General features: G+C 42.2%; 13 protein-coding genes and 1 pseudogene. 6 read left to right on the top strand and 8 right to left on the bottom strand.

Annotated features, from left to right (window positions below):
* Positions 1–197, top strand: a 197-nt coding sequence (locus VB732_RS10785) for a hypothetical protein (RefSeq protein ID WP_323230823.1), incomplete at its 5' end; no start/stop codon positions are given.
* Complete coding sequence (locus tag VB732_RS10780; RefSeq protein ID WP_323230822.1) at positions 185–1,210, top strand: PleD family two-component system response regulator; 1,026 nt, start codon at positions 185–187, stop codon at positions 1,208–1,210. The genes VB732_RS10785 and VB732_RS10780, both read left to right, overlap by 13 nt.
* 52 nt (positions 1,211–1,262) lie before the next feature.
* Here VB732_RS10780 and VB732_RS10775 read toward each other — a convergent pair whose 3' ends face one another.
* Together VB732_RS10775 and VB732_RS10770 are read right to left on the bottom strand one after the other, a co-directional pair.
* Positions 1,263–2,468 carry a histidine kinase gene (locus VB732_RS10775; protein ID WP_323230821.1) on the bottom strand — a complete coding sequence of 402 codons (1,206 nt, stop codon included), beginning with the start codon at positions 2,466–2,468 and terminating at the stop codon, positions 1,263–1,265.
* Positions 2,469–3,084: 616 nt separating this feature from the next.
* Positions 3,085–3,216, bottom strand: a complete 132-nt coding sequence (locus VB732_RS10770; RefSeq protein WP_323230820.1) for a hypothetical protein — start codon at positions 3,214–3,216, stop codon at positions 3,085–3,087.
* Positions 3,217–4,329: 1,113 nt separating this feature from the next.
* Between VB732_RS10770 and VB732_RS10765 the strand changes: the two genes are divergently transcribed.
* From VB732_RS10765 to VB732_RS10755, 3 genes are all read left to right on the top strand, one after another.
* Positions 4,330–5,736, top strand: a complete 1,407-nt coding sequence (locus VB732_RS10765; RefSeq protein WP_323230819.1) for an S-layer homology domain-containing protein — start codon at positions 4,330–4,332, stop codon at positions 5,734–5,736.
* A gap of 479 nt (positions 5,737–6,215) precedes the next feature.
* A complete protein-coding gene (locus tag VB732_RS10760; protein ID WP_323230818.1) occupies positions 6,216–7,256 on the top strand; it encodes an SGNH/GDSL hydrolase family protein in 1,041 nt (346 codons plus the stop codon).
* 161 nt (positions 7,257–7,417) lie between these two features.
* Positions 7,418–8,461 (top strand): M42 family metallopeptidase, encoded by a 1,044-nt coding sequence (locus tag VB732_RS10755; RefSeq protein WP_323230829.1) that lies wholly within the window; start codon positions 7,418–7,420, stop codon positions 8,459–8,461.
* Positions 8,462–8,515: 54 nt separating this feature from the next.
* Here the strand turns inward: VB732_RS10755 and VB732_RS10750 are convergent, their stop codons facing one another.
* Together VB732_RS10750 and VB732_RS10745 are read right to left on the bottom strand one after the other, a co-directional pair.
* On the bottom strand, positions 8,516–8,854 hold the full coding sequence (locus VB732_RS10750) for a type II toxin-antitoxin system PemK/MazF family toxin (protein WP_323230817.1): 339 nt from the start codon (positions 8,852–8,854) through the stop codon (positions 8,516–8,518).
* Positions 8,841–9,050 (bottom strand): toxin-antitoxin system, antitoxin component, Xre family protein, encoded by a 210-nt coding sequence (locus tag VB732_RS10745; protein WP_073641576.1) that lies wholly within the window; start codon positions 9,048–9,050, stop codon positions 8,841–8,843. Before VB732_RS10745 ends, VB732_RS10750 begins: the two co-directional genes overlap by 14 nt.
* A gap of 164 nt (positions 9,051–9,214) precedes the next feature.
* Here VB732_RS10745 and VB732_RS10740 point away from each other — a divergent pair, with 164 nt between their 5' ends.
* Complete coding sequence (locus VB732_RS10740; protein ID WP_323230815.1) at positions 9,215–9,583, top strand: hypothetical protein; 369 nt, start codon at positions 9,215–9,217, stop codon at positions 9,581–9,583.
* Here VB732_RS10740 and VB732_RS10735 read toward each other — a convergent pair.
* The 4 genes and pseudogenes from VB732_RS10735 to VB732_RS10720 all read right to left on the bottom strand — a co-directional run.
* Positions 9,580–12,369, bottom strand: coding sequence for a CHAT domain-containing tetratricopeptide repeat protein (locus tag VB732_RS10735; RefSeq protein WP_323230814.1), 2,790 nt, complete (start codon positions 12,367–12,369; stop codon positions 9,580–9,582). The genes VB732_RS10740 and VB732_RS10735 overlap by 4 nt on opposite strands.
* Positions 12,370–12,826: 457 nt before the next feature.
* Complete coding sequence (locus VB732_RS10730) at positions 12,827–13,105, bottom strand: BrnA antitoxin family protein (protein WP_323230813.1); 279 nt, start codon at positions 13,103–13,105, stop codon at positions 12,827–12,829.
* A pseudogene (locus VB732_RS10725) lies at positions 13,068–13,346 on the bottom strand (BrnT family toxin). Before VB732_RS10725 ends, VB732_RS10730 begins: the two are co-directional and overlap by 38 nt.
* A 214-nt stretch (positions 13,347–13,560) precedes the next feature.
* Positions 13,561–13,741, bottom strand: a 181-nt coding sequence (locus VB732_RS10720) for a hypothetical protein (protein ID WP_323230812.1), incomplete at its 5' end; no start/stop codon positions are given.

Here is a 13,741-nt window from a genome sequence, read left to right as displayed (position 1 = left end):
TTAGTTATCTACCGCTTGCTTGGCTCAAGAACATTGAGCAGTCTATTGTCAAACAACAGTTGATTTTGTTGAAGCCAGACAGACCTTTGCCGCAAACCCTGGCATTGATAAAAAGAGCGATCGCCCCTATGCGATTGAGTTGCACAGCCTTTTTCAGAATAATCCCGCAATTGGAAGGCAACTCATGTCAGGCATAAGCCCATTTTCTGTTCCTAAGCAACCACCACTGATTCTAGTGGCTGATGATGACAAGACCATCCGAGTATTGTTGCGTAAAGCTATGGAACAAGAAGGTTATCGAGTGGTTGAGGTCAATGATGGTAAGCAATGTTTAGATGCCTACGAGACTATCAAACCAGATATAGTTTTGCTAGATGCTGTAATGCCTATAATGGATGGCTTTACCTGCTGTAAGCACTTGCTCCAAATTGCCAGAAATAATTTAATCTCTGCCGTTGCCACCTTTGATACTGATTCAACTCTGAATAACACTGTAATTTCCAAGATATGGGAACGCACTCCCATATTGATGATCACATGCTTGGACGATGAAGAATCAGTAAACCGTGCTTTTGATGCAGGGGCAACTGATTATGTCACTAAGCCAATTCACTGGCCTGTATTGCGCCAACGATTGCGCCGACTGCTACAGCAAGGACAAGTATATAAGCAATTAGAGGCGGCAAACCAAGCTTTGCAGCACCTTGCCAATGTAGATGGCTTAACTGAGTTGGCCAATCGTCGTCGCTTTGACGATTATCTCAATACTCAGTGGATTAATCTCGCACAGGAGGGAGCTCCTTTGTCAATGATTTTATGTGATATCGACTATTTTAAATTTTATAACGATAAATATGGCCACCCTGCTGGGGATATCTGTTTACAAAAGGTGGGTTCTGTCTTAAATCTGAAGGCGCAAAAACATCAAGATTTAGTAGCGCGTTATGGTGGTGAAGAGTTTGCTGTGATTATGCCATACACTCATGCCTCTGGTGCAGTTCACATTGCCGCAGCGATACAAGCGGGAATCAAAGATTTGCGAATTGCTCACGCCGGGTCTGCGGTGAGCCAGTATGTCACCCTTAGTATGGGAGTGGCGACTGTTGTCCCCACTTGGGAATCTTCACCTTCAGATTTGATTGTGCAAGCAGACAAAGCACTTTACCAAGCAAAGGCGGGGGGGCGCGATCGCTTTGTTTCAAGTTTTTAATTGTCATTAGTCATTAGTCATTTGTCATTTGTCATTTGTGAATGACTAATCTCTAAGAAGGATAAACTGGCAGCGTGAAGTGGAACCATGCTCCGTTATTGGGGGCAGAGTCCACCCAAATTTGACCATAGTGTGCCAGGATAATACGTTGACATAAACAAAGACCAATGCCGTAACCTTCTTTACCTTCATCCCGTTGCAGGCGGAAGTGGTTTTCAAAAATGCGATCGCGGTTCTCTATAGGGATACCAGGCCCAGTATCGCCAATACTAAACTGAACTTTTTGGGTAGTGCGGTGTAATCCGGCAACGCTAATTTTGCCACCCTCTGGGGTATATTTGATGGCATTATCTAACAGATTGACTAGCACTTGGCGAATGCGTTCTGGATCGGCATATACATAAGGTAAGTCACTAGGAATATCTGTTTCTACCTGTTGGGATTTGGCGGTGTAGCGATCGCACAATTCTTCGAGTACATCTAAAAAAACTTTACCTAGTTGTACCTTTTGTGGTAGTATCGGAAATTCTGTATCTTTTCCACGACCTACCTGCAAAAGGTCGGCGATCATCCGGTCAATGACCTTAGTTTGATTGCGGGCTTGTTTTAATAAATGTGCTGTCATTGATGGTTTGAGGCGGTGGAATTGCCCTGTATCTAGATTGTAGTTAGATTGAAGAGTTTCCATTGCGATCGCGGCAGCAGTTAGGGGATTGCGGAGATCGTGCGCCAGCATCGCAATCACCCGGTCTTTAAAGTGTAGCTGTTCTTGCAGATTATCTTTTTCCTGTTTCAAACGAAATATTTCATCTGAGAGTCGGATTAGTTCGGCAGAAACAGCAACCGAATGGATAGTCGATTTGGGTAATGTGGCCCGACCATTGTCGTCTATACGTTCTTGCAAATCTTCCTGTAATTTTAAGTAAGCGTCTACAGCAACTTGCCAACGAGGCCACCAGTTTTTCAATTGCGCTATGATATTACTCCCAGCCAGAACCTGTCGTGGTTCAGGATGGATTTTGATTAAAGCTGGCGTTGCTACCAACTTAAAATGTTCTGCTAAGTAAGGTTGTTGTCCAACATCAATGGTTTGAAGTTCAAAACTATACTCAGCCTGCAATTCTTTTAAGTAAGCACGTATTCGCTGTACCTGTTGGCGGGACTTAGGTCGTCCATCGACAAAAAGTAACAGCTGGAGTGGAGCCTCAGAATAAATAGGCTGATCCTGGGAAACTTGCATGTAATCGTGTTTCAGCACTGGTAACAACCCGGTGACGCTTTACAGAAAGTAAAATGGACTGACGGTTGTCGATGGTCGTTGTCTTTGTCTTCAATTTAATATCTATTTTAGATTTTCATACTGCTATTATTTTTGCGTTTTTGACACCAAATATATCTTTTTCAGCCCTTTGCTCCTTTTTTAAGTTACTTCATCTCCAAGAAACACCCAAGTCCCTTGAATATAAGTCTTAATTTGCCCTGAATCAAAAATTGTCACTAGAGTTAGCAGGTGAAAGGTTTAATACTATGTCAAATCAGCTAGTGGAGCAGGATGTCAAATTGAATACTCGCTTTGAACAAGCGATGTCTACGACGGGCTACGCCTACGCCGAAGCAAACGCAAATGCTAATTGTATCTAATCTATCAGGAAGCTGTTAACTGTTCAGGTCAAGTTTGTAGAGAGAGGGTTTTCTCAACGCCAGCGCATCCAATGAAGTGTCTTATTTACCTCAACTAATCCAATCATTATTAGGATTAGGAAAACAGCCATAGTTAACAACTATATACTGGCTATAACTTGCGAAGCTTACTCTGTGCCCAGCCTTCCTAAAAGAAGACCTGCCTATCTCAGGAGAATAGGGGATGGGTTGCCTTAAGACAACCTTCTGGATAACATCGGGGCGATCGCACTTTTAGAGTCAGCACTTACTGCTTTTGAGGCTGCCAAGAAAATCTTGACTATAGGACAAGTACCACATTCCCTAGAAAATCCATTTATAGGCATTAGGGAAACTGCTGCGACACTTGACTGCTTTGCTTATGACCCCAGTCGCCAAGAATAACGAATTTACGCTAAGTTCCTGGAATTCCTTAACACTGGCATTTTCCAGCTATTGCCTTATTCAGCTTACCACCGTCAGATGAATAATTTCCAGAATCGATTCTAAGTGAAAATTAGCGAACTTTATTTAATTCCCCTCTTTGGGTGAGGCTAAGGGGGGCATTAACCCTAGTTTATCATTTTAGGCGCTTGGCGTAGGCTTTGCGAGCCGTAGGCATCGCATTAAACTAGCGCATCTGGAAGGAGATTAAAGCTAAAGATAGATGGTCATTGCGAGTGAAGCGGAGCGAAATGAAGCAATCGCAGTGTCTATTTGTGATTGCAACTCTAGGAGACACTGCGCCCGCGATCGCTCCATTTCATGAAGTACCCAAAGGCAGTACGCAATGACAGCTTATGTCTATGCACATTCGGGATGTTCTCTAATTATTTATCCACTCCGCCATATTTAGAGAACTATTTGAAGAAGAATTCAGAAGTCAGAATGGGCTAAACCTTAGCTATCCGCTAACAGGAGTCAGAATAAATTCAGTCGGGGATTCAGACCGGCGCAGGATTGAAAACCACCAAATCTAGGATTTGGTAGGGGTCTTAAACCCGGTTATTCATCCGCCAGTCATACAGAATTCAGAATGAATTCTGACTCCTGAATTCTGTTCGATAAAACTCATGTAGAGAAATGATTTCAGGTTCATTTCTATTTTTTTCAAAAAAATGTTAGTTTGCCAGAAGTTTAGGGAACTCTATGAATAAGCATGGGAACTATAAAAACCTAATGGCTGTAAAACAAAGACAACACGGTAGCTTTTGCTACCGTTTACTCATTTTTAGAGATATCATCATCACCAACAGAGACATTTACCAAGAAGACGGGCTGAGTCGGTAGTGTCTTTTAGTGATATTGAGAGGTAGAGAAGTACAGAGACAAAGGAAATGGGTTCGTTTCAATATTCTATTCCCCATTCCCCACTCCCCACTCTCCATTCCCCACTCCCCATTCCCAATTAATGAACAGTCTGCGCTAGGGTAGGAATTGAAACTCATTTGTGATTTCCTGTGCTTCCCTGTAAACGTTCAGCTGTATTTCTAATTTGGGCTGTTCTAGTGACTTCGTTAACAGCCTGTGCTAACAGTCCAGTTGCCAAAAACCTTGAGGAATCTTTGGCGGCAGATCCAAAGCTGCAAAGCAATCCAGTTGTCTTTGGAGAATCTCAGAATAACCAACCACAAGCACAGCCAAACCCATCAACAGTTCAGTTACCAGCTGATTTCCCCAAAGATATCCCTCTATATTCCAATGCCAAACTACAGGAAGTTACACCTGTTAGCGGCTCAGAAAACAGAGTCTCAACTCGTTGGTTGAGTTCTGACCCCAGCAATTTTATTGCTAGTTTTTATCGCAGCCAGTTTCAAACAAATAACTGGCAGATTTTGCAACAGCCAACGGATGATGCGGGAGGTGCTTTTGAGGCACGTCGTAACGATTTGCTGTTGAAGGTTTCTATTCAGCCTAAATCAGTTACTAACGCCACACCCAATCAACCCCAAACTGCTACTGAATTACTGGTTGAGTACGTACCGAATAGTACGGCAACGGCACAATCTACCCCGGCTACCAATCCTAACACAACTACTAACGCCGTTCCGCAAGCAGGAGATTCCCAGTTTATTGGGCCCGTACCACCTGCAAACTTGGCAGCACAGCCACCAAGTACGGCTAATAATCAAGCAACTCCTACAGCCACAGCCGAATCTCAAGAATTCAACGATCTGAATAAAGCACCGCAAGAATGGCGGCAATATATTCAAGATTTGGCTGCATTAGGTGTTTTGTCTATAGAGCCGAATGGTACTAAAAGTAATTCTACTGCCGCTAATAATCAGTTTGAACCCGGTAAAATCGTTACACATCGGGAATATGCTCGTTGGCTAATTGCTGCGAACAATGCCATGTATGCCAGCAATCCAGCTAAACAAATTCGCTTGGCATCGGAAACTACTCAACCAGCTTTTAGTGATGTGTCGGCAAAAGACCCCGATTTTCCAGCAATTCAGGGATTAGCCGAAGCTGGGTTAATTCCTAGTTCTTTGTCTGGAGATTCTACAGCAGTTTTGTTTCGTCCTGATGCACCCCTAACGCGGGAACAGTTGCTGCTGTGGAAATTACCTTTAGATACTCGCCAAGCTTTACCCTCTGCTAACTTAGATACGGTGAAACAAACCTGGGGTTTTCAAGACGCGGCGCGAATTGATCCCAAGGCTTTAAGAGCAGTGTTGGCTGATTACCAGAATGCTGAACAATCAAATATTCGGCGGGTATTTGGTTATACGACTTTGTTTCAACCCAAAAAACCAGTAACTCGTGCTGAGGCTGCTACGGCTTTATGGTATTTCGGCAGTCAGGGTGAGGGTGTGTCGGCTACTGAAGCTTTAAAGTTAAAGCAAAATCAAAATAATTCGTAATTCGTAATAGAGCCTCCGGCACGCTACGCGAACGTAATTCGTAATTTGTAAGGACGCTCTCTACCAGACGCTGGGCGTAGCTTGCTTTTTTGCAGGAGTACATAGACTCGCTACCGCGACACTAACGTAATTAAGTTTTGTAACTGGGATAAATACAAGAGCCACAAAACTTGATGCAACTTGATTGAGCGATCGCTGAATATTTTGTGAGTTGCTGTCGACTTAAAGCCCTAAAATTAGTTAAGGCAATGTTGACGATTAGTTCATCAATAGCAGAAAAGTGGCCAATACTCACGTATTAGCACGGAAAATTTTTGATTTCTTTGTAATAAGCTTATTTCTTATCAAGAAAGTGTAAATATAAGTATTTTTAGCGTTTTTACCTGTATTTTATGAATTTTTGAGACATAGTTAAGTAAAATAACGCAAACTAGCTCAAAAGACAAGTCGTCAGCGATCGCCCTTTAGGTAAAATAAATATGAAAAAACAAGCTGTAGCGGCAGGATTTGTTCTATTTTATTTCATGTTGCCGACCAAAGCCTCGGCTGTGAGTTTCAATCAGCTTTATGTATTTGGCGATAGCCTTTCCGATACAGGCAATATATATAATGCTAGTAGGCAAACATTCCCTCAAAGCCCACCTTACTTTGAAGGACGTTTTTCTGATGGGCCGCTCTGGGTAGATTATCTCGGAGATCAGTTAGGGTTAAAGCCCACTTTATTGACTACTATTCCTTCCACACCTCCTACTCAAGGGATAAACTTTGCTTTCGGCGGTGCTAGCTCTGGTTTAGATAACGCTATCCTTCCCAATCAAAATTTACCCGGAGTACTCCAACAAGTCCTCGGTTTTGCTGGAAGTCTGCAAGCAAATAATCAAACAGCTAACCCAGATGCACTGTATACATTGTGGGGAGGCGCTAATGATTTCTTTTTTCTCAACTCCGAAGACTCTAGTACGCCAATCAGTAATATATCCCTGGCGTTGAATACTCTGGTAGGAGTCGGCGCAAAAAATATTTTGGTGTTTAACTTGTCAGATTTAGGACAAGTACCAGCAGCTACAATTGATAACCGCAATCCTGCAACCCTCAGTAAATCTACTAATGAGTTTAACTTGGGTTTAGCAACAACTGTGAACGCTTTGAACCAAAACCCGAATCTCAACATCATCTCGGTTGACACTTATTCTTTATTTAATCAGGCAAGTGCATTAGGCTTTACGAATGTAACCGAGTCTTGTCTATCTAGGCTAGATATATGTGACCCAGGTAACAACAATTTTCTCCTCTGGGACGATTACCACCCAACCACTGCTGCTCATAAGGTGATAGCAGGTGCTGCACTGGCTGCGATTGAGGCTAAGTCTGTTCCTGAACCTGCGATAAACTTGGGGATTTTAGCCCTTGGTGCTTTTGGTGCGGTAGGAGTGCTGAAGCGTCAACAAAAAAGGTCAGCACTTGTATCAGCAGGTCGGGTTATTGATGCACAATTGTCTCATACAACAGTTGAAAACTAAACTAAGAGTGTTCCAAAAAATAAATGATCCAAAACCCGTCATTGCGAGCAAAGTGAAGCAATCGCAAGGGCTGGGATTGCTTCGCTTCTCTACGAGACGCTCCGCGAACGCTCGCAATGACAATTGAGCATTTTTTTACTTGGAGTACTCTAACTATATTGATGTGGGATTACGATCGCTTATTTGAAATTATTGAAGAATTAGTTATGCACCATTCCCCTAGTGGTGCAGAAACTGAGATTAATCAGTTGTTGATGCAACGATTTGCGGCGCTGGGTGTAGAAGTGTGGTGCGATCGCGCCGATAATATTATTGCAAAAATTCCAGGGAAAAATCCAGATGGAGCGATCGCTATTACCGCACACAAAGACGAAATTGGCGCAATTGTCAAGAATATCGGTGATGAAGGTCGTGTGGAAGTCCGTAAACTCGGTGGCTCTTTCCCGTGGGTTTACGGCGAAGGGGTTGTTGATTTATTGGGAGATCAGGAAACCATTAGCGGTATTCTCAGCTTTGGTTCCCGCCATGTTTCTCACGAATCTCCTCAAAAAGCCCAGCAGGAAGATACTACTGTGAAGTGGGAAAATGCCTGGATTGAAACGAAGCTTACACCTGTTGAACTAGAAGCAGCTGGCGTTCGACCTGGAACTAAAATGGTAATCGGCAAGCATCGCAAGCATCCAATTAGGTTAAAGGATCATATCGCCAGCTACACTTTAGATAACAAAGCCTCTGTTGCCATTTTGCTAGCTTTGGCTGAAAACCTTAAACAGCCAGCTACTGATGTTTATCTTGTAGCTTCAGCTAAAGAAGAAGTAGGAGCAATTGGGGCGCTATTTTTCACCCAAAATCAGCGTTTGGATGCGTTAATTGCTTTAGAAATTTGTCCATTATCTGAGGAATATCCTGTTAAAGATGGGGAAAGCCCTGTACTTTTATCTCAAGATGCTTATGGGATATATGATGAGGGGTTAAATGGACAACTACGCCAATGTGCCAAACAGTTGAATATGCCCGTGCAATTTACAATTTTGAGCGGGTTTGGCAGCGATGCTTCCATTGCAATGAAATTTGGCCATGTTGGGCGTGCTGCGTGTTTAGCATTTCCCACCCAAAATACACATGGCTATGAAATTGCTCATTTAGGAGCGATCGCTAACTGTATCGATTTATTAAAAGCTTTCTGCGAAACTGAGTTTGAGTGATATTTAGAGGCTTTGATTAGAAGGGGCGATGCCTGCGGCGGTAAACTACGCATATCAACCCAAAATAGCCAGAAAAAGGTTGTGCAAAGCCTGAAGGTCTGGTTCCTGAAGTTGCCCTAACTTTTTAATCACTAGGGCTTTATCTATGGTAGTCAAAACTGGTTTAATAATTGAAGGCTTGAGAAGACCAGCTACTTGCCATCCAGTAATTGTGATTTCACCAAAGGAAGTTGCTGGATTTGCTTGACTGGTAATAGCTATCAAGATTAAATCCAAACGCTCACGTTGATAGCTATTAGAACTCACAACTACTGCTGGACGTTTTTTAGTTGTAGTCTGGTCAGTAAAGGGAAACGGCACTAAAACAACATCACCAAATTCATAGTTTGTCATATTCTGCATCATCAGGGTTATCCCAAATTTTGAGCAGAACTGGTTCAGAAAGTTTTGCTGCTGCAAAGGTAAGGCTATGATCTGTACTTTGCTGATCCAAAGAATCAATAAAATCTTCAACTAGCAAAACTTTTTCGGGAGGTAGCTGGCGAATTTTTTGAAGTAACCTTTGCTCTGAAATGCTATCAGCCTGCATTATTTAGATTCTCCTAACCTTGCCTTTATTGGTTGCTTTATGCATTCATTATAGTTTTTGGTTATCTCTAGCGATGAAGGCGATCGCTAACTGTCTCGATTTGTTAAAAGCTTTCTGCGAAACTATTAGAGGTATAATTGCTGAAATTTCGTGTATTTATTTAAATGCTTACCGTTACACCAGAGGAAATTACTCAGTTTCGCAGCCAGTTAGCTGATAGCCCAGAAGCTCTAGCGGCTTTGGATGCTATAGAAGAGTGTGAAGGCTATTTAGATGATGCTGTTCCACTGTTGGTTATGCGGGAAACTGCACAGGAAGCAGATAGATCGTTAAATGATTTGCTAGAAAGATGTCGCCAATTCCTCTGTCAAGAGGAAGTTAGAGAGTTTTTAGAATCAGGATTAATTGCTCCAATTATAGAACCATTGGCAATTAGTACAGGTATTCCTTTGGGTACTGCCACTGCACTTAGTATATTGGTGTTTAAACTGGGGGCGAAAAAGTTTTGTCAAGTCCCTGAATCTGGTGCTTAACGTCCAGATGCTGTAAATCCAGCCCAGTAGTAAGGATTTGCAAAAGGTAGGCGTTGACGTTGCTTGATTCGTTCCAAAGATTCTTGAAATATGATACGTTGTCCTACTCTGAGTTGAGCCAAGACTTTTGCAATTTGGGGTTTGTGTTCTTCTAAAAATCTGTCTAATCCTTCAATAGTCAGATTTCGTAGCCATATTTGAGCTTGCTTAAGAGCTATGGCAATATCTCCTGCTTCTAGGTTATCAAGTGTGAATAAATTTTCGTAGAATTTAATCATTAAAAAACTGGTAGACAAGTCATCTACTTTCCACAGTGAACTAACGACACTGGGACTACCAGCTAACAGAAAACCGCTAGGTAAACCAATGTATTCGTCGCTGGTATTTTGAAAATCAATCAATCCAGTTTCGCAAGCGGAAAGGGTGACGAGGCGACATTTTTCTAATTTGAGAGTAAATATTTTATCTAAAGTCAGACATTTTTCTAAATTGTAGGTTTCCCCTGCTCGTAAATTCAGGTAACGTTCGGAGTCGGGTTTTGTTGGAGTGTCTACGATTAATGCTTTTGCCAAAATTAAGGCTGAATTACCGGGGTTTGTTAAGTTAAAAGACCCGTGACAGCTAAAGTGGGCGCAATGGTAAGTATTTAAGTCAGTATTATTAATAGCTGTGAGTGTCGCTGCTGTTTTTTTCAAAACGTTGGAAGTATTAAAGTAGCTTTGAATAACTTGTACTTCTAAATCGGTGTAATTCAGGTCTTCTGTAGGATTTTGAATTGCAAATAGTGATTGAAAATCAGGGCGTTGTCGCTGTTGTACTTGTTGCAGTAGTTGACAACTGGGTGCATAGCTCACACCACCAGCAAATAAATCCAGAAGACAAGACGAATTTTCAGAATTTTGATTTATTGGAATTGCATGAAGGGGGAATAAATGCAGGAATCGATGGGGAATTAGAATGAGTTTATCGCAGTGCTTTGGTATCTGGGTTAATATTTCATCAATATTTAGAATCGAAGCTAATTCTTTGAGTGCTTTCCCTAAGTTATTTAGCCATTGGTCTTTTTGATTGTAGTAATTTTGCAAATATTGATTTACCCAATTCCTCAAAGCTTCTCGGTCTTCTGGTTGGGATTGCCAAACAGTTACCTCTCCTTGTTTTGTGACAATAAACGCCAGAATTTTATCGTTGAGAATATACCACTCGATAATGGCTGTATGCTCATCCAAAGAAGCTTGGAAGGAGTCGAATTTGAAACCATAACCAACGGCTAAATAGCGGTTTTGCAATTCATTACGCTGGTTTCGCAACTGTTGGAGATGTTGTGCAAGGACTTTGGGATTTTCAGCTTTGCCATTTTGGATTTGATATTGTCCTACGGCTATTTTCTCTCTGTATTTTTCTAGTTGAGTGAATACTTCTGGAGGGAAAATGGTTTTATAGTCGCGTTCGAGGATTTGTTCAACTAAATTGCGGGTTTTACTACGTTCAACATATTCAATCGCTTCCGTTTTCTTACCTAATTCTAGACAAACTTCTACCATGCGACTATAAAGTTTATTCCACTCTTCGGCTTGTTTGCGTTTGCTTTCAACCCCAGAAACTGAAACTATTTCTTCTCGCAAAGATTCAATTGTTTCTATCGCCTTGGTAAAGATATTGTAAGCTAAGTAAAACTGGTTGATATCTTGGTATAAGCTGCCAAGATTTGACAAAGTTTCTGTATGGTATTGAGGAAAGGCACTGCGGGTTCTAACTTCCAGTGCCGCAGAATAAGCAGCGATCGCTAATTCAATATTCTCGGCTCGTTCTCCTAATATTCTGTATAAGTAAGCATTCCCCAGATTATTTTGTGTCGTTGCCCAATCTACACCAAAGGCGCTCTTGGTTGTAACTTCGAGTGCTACTCTATATGCAGCGATCGCTAATTCAATATTATCGGCTCGCTCTCCTAATATTCTGTATAAGTAAGCATTCCCCAGATTATTTTGCGTCGTTGCCCATTTTTTAGGAAAGGCGCTGCGGGTTAATACTTCGAGTGCAGCAGTAAAAGCTGCGATCGCATGTTCAATATTATCGGCTCGCTCTCCTAATATTCTGTCACTGTAAGCATTCCCCAGATTATATTGCGTCCTTGCCCAATCTTTAGGAAAGGCGCTGCGGGTGTAAACAGTGAGAGCAATTTCGTAGCCAGCGATGGCAATTTCCATGTTGCTGGCTTTGCTATCCAACGGGAACTGCCGAATCAGATTACTGAAATTACCAATAACTGCGGCGATGGATATTGCTGCATTTGGTTCCGCTTCTGCTAAGGTATTTGTTGCCCAAAGGCGCAATCTTTCTGCGAACACCCCGTTAAGTTTGTCTGTATTCTTCGCCAGCAAAGGGTAAACTACCTGCGCGTTACTCCTACTTTCTGCGGTTGCTTGTAGTACCTCCATCAAGAATTGGAAATATGCCTGTGTCTCCTCTTCAATGAGAGATTCTAAACCTCTCTCCTGCGAAGAGATAGGCTTTGAATTCTCACCATTCTCTTGTGGGTAAGAAGTTTGGGGTGTTAGGTTCAACGCTTTCCCTTGTTGCACTGCCAGATTTCGCAACCAATTCGCTGTATTCTCATATCCCTGCTGCGAAGACATCACCGCCGCCGCTTCTACCGCCTGTAAGAAGCCAACATCTACTAATTCTTCGTTTGCTGCCAAAACCTCTTGGACTTCATCGTGACTACCGCAATTCAACAGGCTTTGAATGAGGTCGAAATAGGCTTGCTGGCGATGTTCGTTCATGGGTAAGGGCGTGAGATGTCACTCTTTTATAATGAGAAAAATACAACACCAGCGCCCTAGATTCCGTAAAATTATAGATTTTCATCACAGGTGATGTGTTTCCGACGAGCGATCGTTCATCGCCCTACATCTACATTCAACAAAAAAACTAGCTACTAAAGTTTTTAAGATTATCGCTTAATTGTTGATGAATGCGATCGCACTGCCAGTTTCAGATAAAAAGAGAATGGATGCGATGCCTGGGTTGGGCTACGCCAACGCATTTGTGATTTAGGCGATCGCATTTGTTATTTTTGTGTTTGCAATTATAGATTTGGCGATGCCTGGGTTGGGCTACGCTAACGCATTTGTTATTTAGGCGATCGCGCTTTTGAGGAAACATTAAGCAACACCCACCCAATGTAAATTGTCATCTAATCGAGGGGGAAGTTCCGGTGTAATATTGAATTCTAAATTGTTACACTGCTTTGTGTTCGTCGCAGTTTTTGATGTAACGACGTAAAACAGAGTTGATTAAGGTTTTATATTCTCCGCTTTGAGCTTGAAACCACTCTAGTATATCTGGCTCAATCTGTACCAATTGCTGTGCTTGAGGTGCGGGAACTCGGAGAGTAGCTTTCTGAAAAAAATCTTCTGTCAATGGTGGAATATCAGAGTAGTCAATTTCTTCATCGTTCATTGACTCCAATGCTGTCCAGTTAGTACGAGAGGTATTTCTCAAGTTTTTGTCGCTCATACCGATTTTCCCTTCGTGCTGAAATGATCCGAATCACATTATTCTTGCGTTCTGTCCAAACTACAACGGCTACACGGTTGCCGAGAAAACCTATACCGAACTAACGGTCTTCTCCGTAATCAAAACGATCATCTAACTCAATTAGCATTGGACTTTCAAACATCTCAGGAACATCGGCGAAATCAATCTCATGTTTGCGAAGATTCTCTAAATTTTTCGCCTCATCCCACTCAAACGGCATGAAAATTTAGACACGCTAATTGAACCATCTCTATTATCCTGCATAATATCCCAATACGCTCAGTGTTAGAGATAAAAACTACGGGGAAGCAAGCTACGCGCAGCCCCTCGTAAAGAAGCTACGGTGTACACACAAGTCGAATTACCCCCCTGTTTCCCCCCTTTACAAGGGGGGAAACAGGAAATCTAGTTCCCTCCCCTTTACAAGGGGAGGGTTAGGGTGGGGTAATTCGAGGACTGGTAGTGATTCGATAACTTGTGTGTACACCGTAGCGTAAAGAAGTGGGGGCTACGCCAACACATTTATCGATTTGGCGATGCCTACGGCGGGCTACGCCAACGCATTTGCTATTTCGGAGTACGCAATTGCTATTTCGGGGTATGCAATTACTATTT

This window comes from Nostoc sp. UHCC 0252, assembly GCF_034931145.1.
In the GTDB taxonomy this organism is placed as follows: domain Bacteria; phylum Cyanobacteriota; class Cyanobacteriia; order Cyanobacteriales; family Nostocaceae; genus Nostoc.
The sequence above is the reverse complement of the archived record's forward strand: the minus strand, read 5'-3'. Positions and strand labels throughout refer to the sequence as shown.

Bases quoted from the DNA above. Each gene is read 5' to 3' on its own strand.
- VB732_RS10770 (WP_323230820.1), bottom strand. From the start codon at position 3,216: ATGCCTATAAATGGATTTTCTAGGGAATGTGGTACTTGTCCTATAGTC.
- VB732_RS10760 (WP_323230818.1), top strand. From the start codon at position 6,216: ATGAAAAAACAAGCTGTAGCGGCAGGATTTGTTCTATTTTATTTCATG.
- VB732_RS10735 (WP_323230814.1), bottom strand. From the start codon at position 12,369: ATGAACGAACATCGCCAGCAAGCCTATTTCGACCTCATTCAAAGCCTG.
- VB732_RS10755 (WP_323230829.1), top strand. From the start codon at position 7,418: ATGTGGGATTACGATCGCTTATTTGAAATTATTGAAGAATTAGTTATG.
- VB732_RS10730 (WP_323230813.1), bottom strand. From the start codon at position 13,105: ATGAGCGACAAAAACTTGAGAAATACCTCTCGTACTAACTGGACAGCA.
- VB732_RS10740 (WP_323230815.1), top strand. From the start codon at position 9,215: ATGCTTACCGTTACACCAGAGGAAATTACTCAGTTTCGCAGCCAGTTA.
- VB732_RS10780 (WP_323230822.1), top strand. From the start codon at position 185: ATGTCAGGCATAAGCCCATTTTCTGTTCCTAAGCAACCACCACTGATT.
- VB732_RS10745 (WP_073641576.1), bottom strand. From the start codon at position 9,050: ATGCAGGCTGATAGCATTTCAGAGCAAAGGTTACTTCAAAAAATTCGC.
- VB732_RS10750 (WP_323230817.1), bottom strand. From the start codon at position 8,854: ATGACAAACTATGAATTTGGTGATGTTGTTTTAGTGCCGTTTCCCTTT.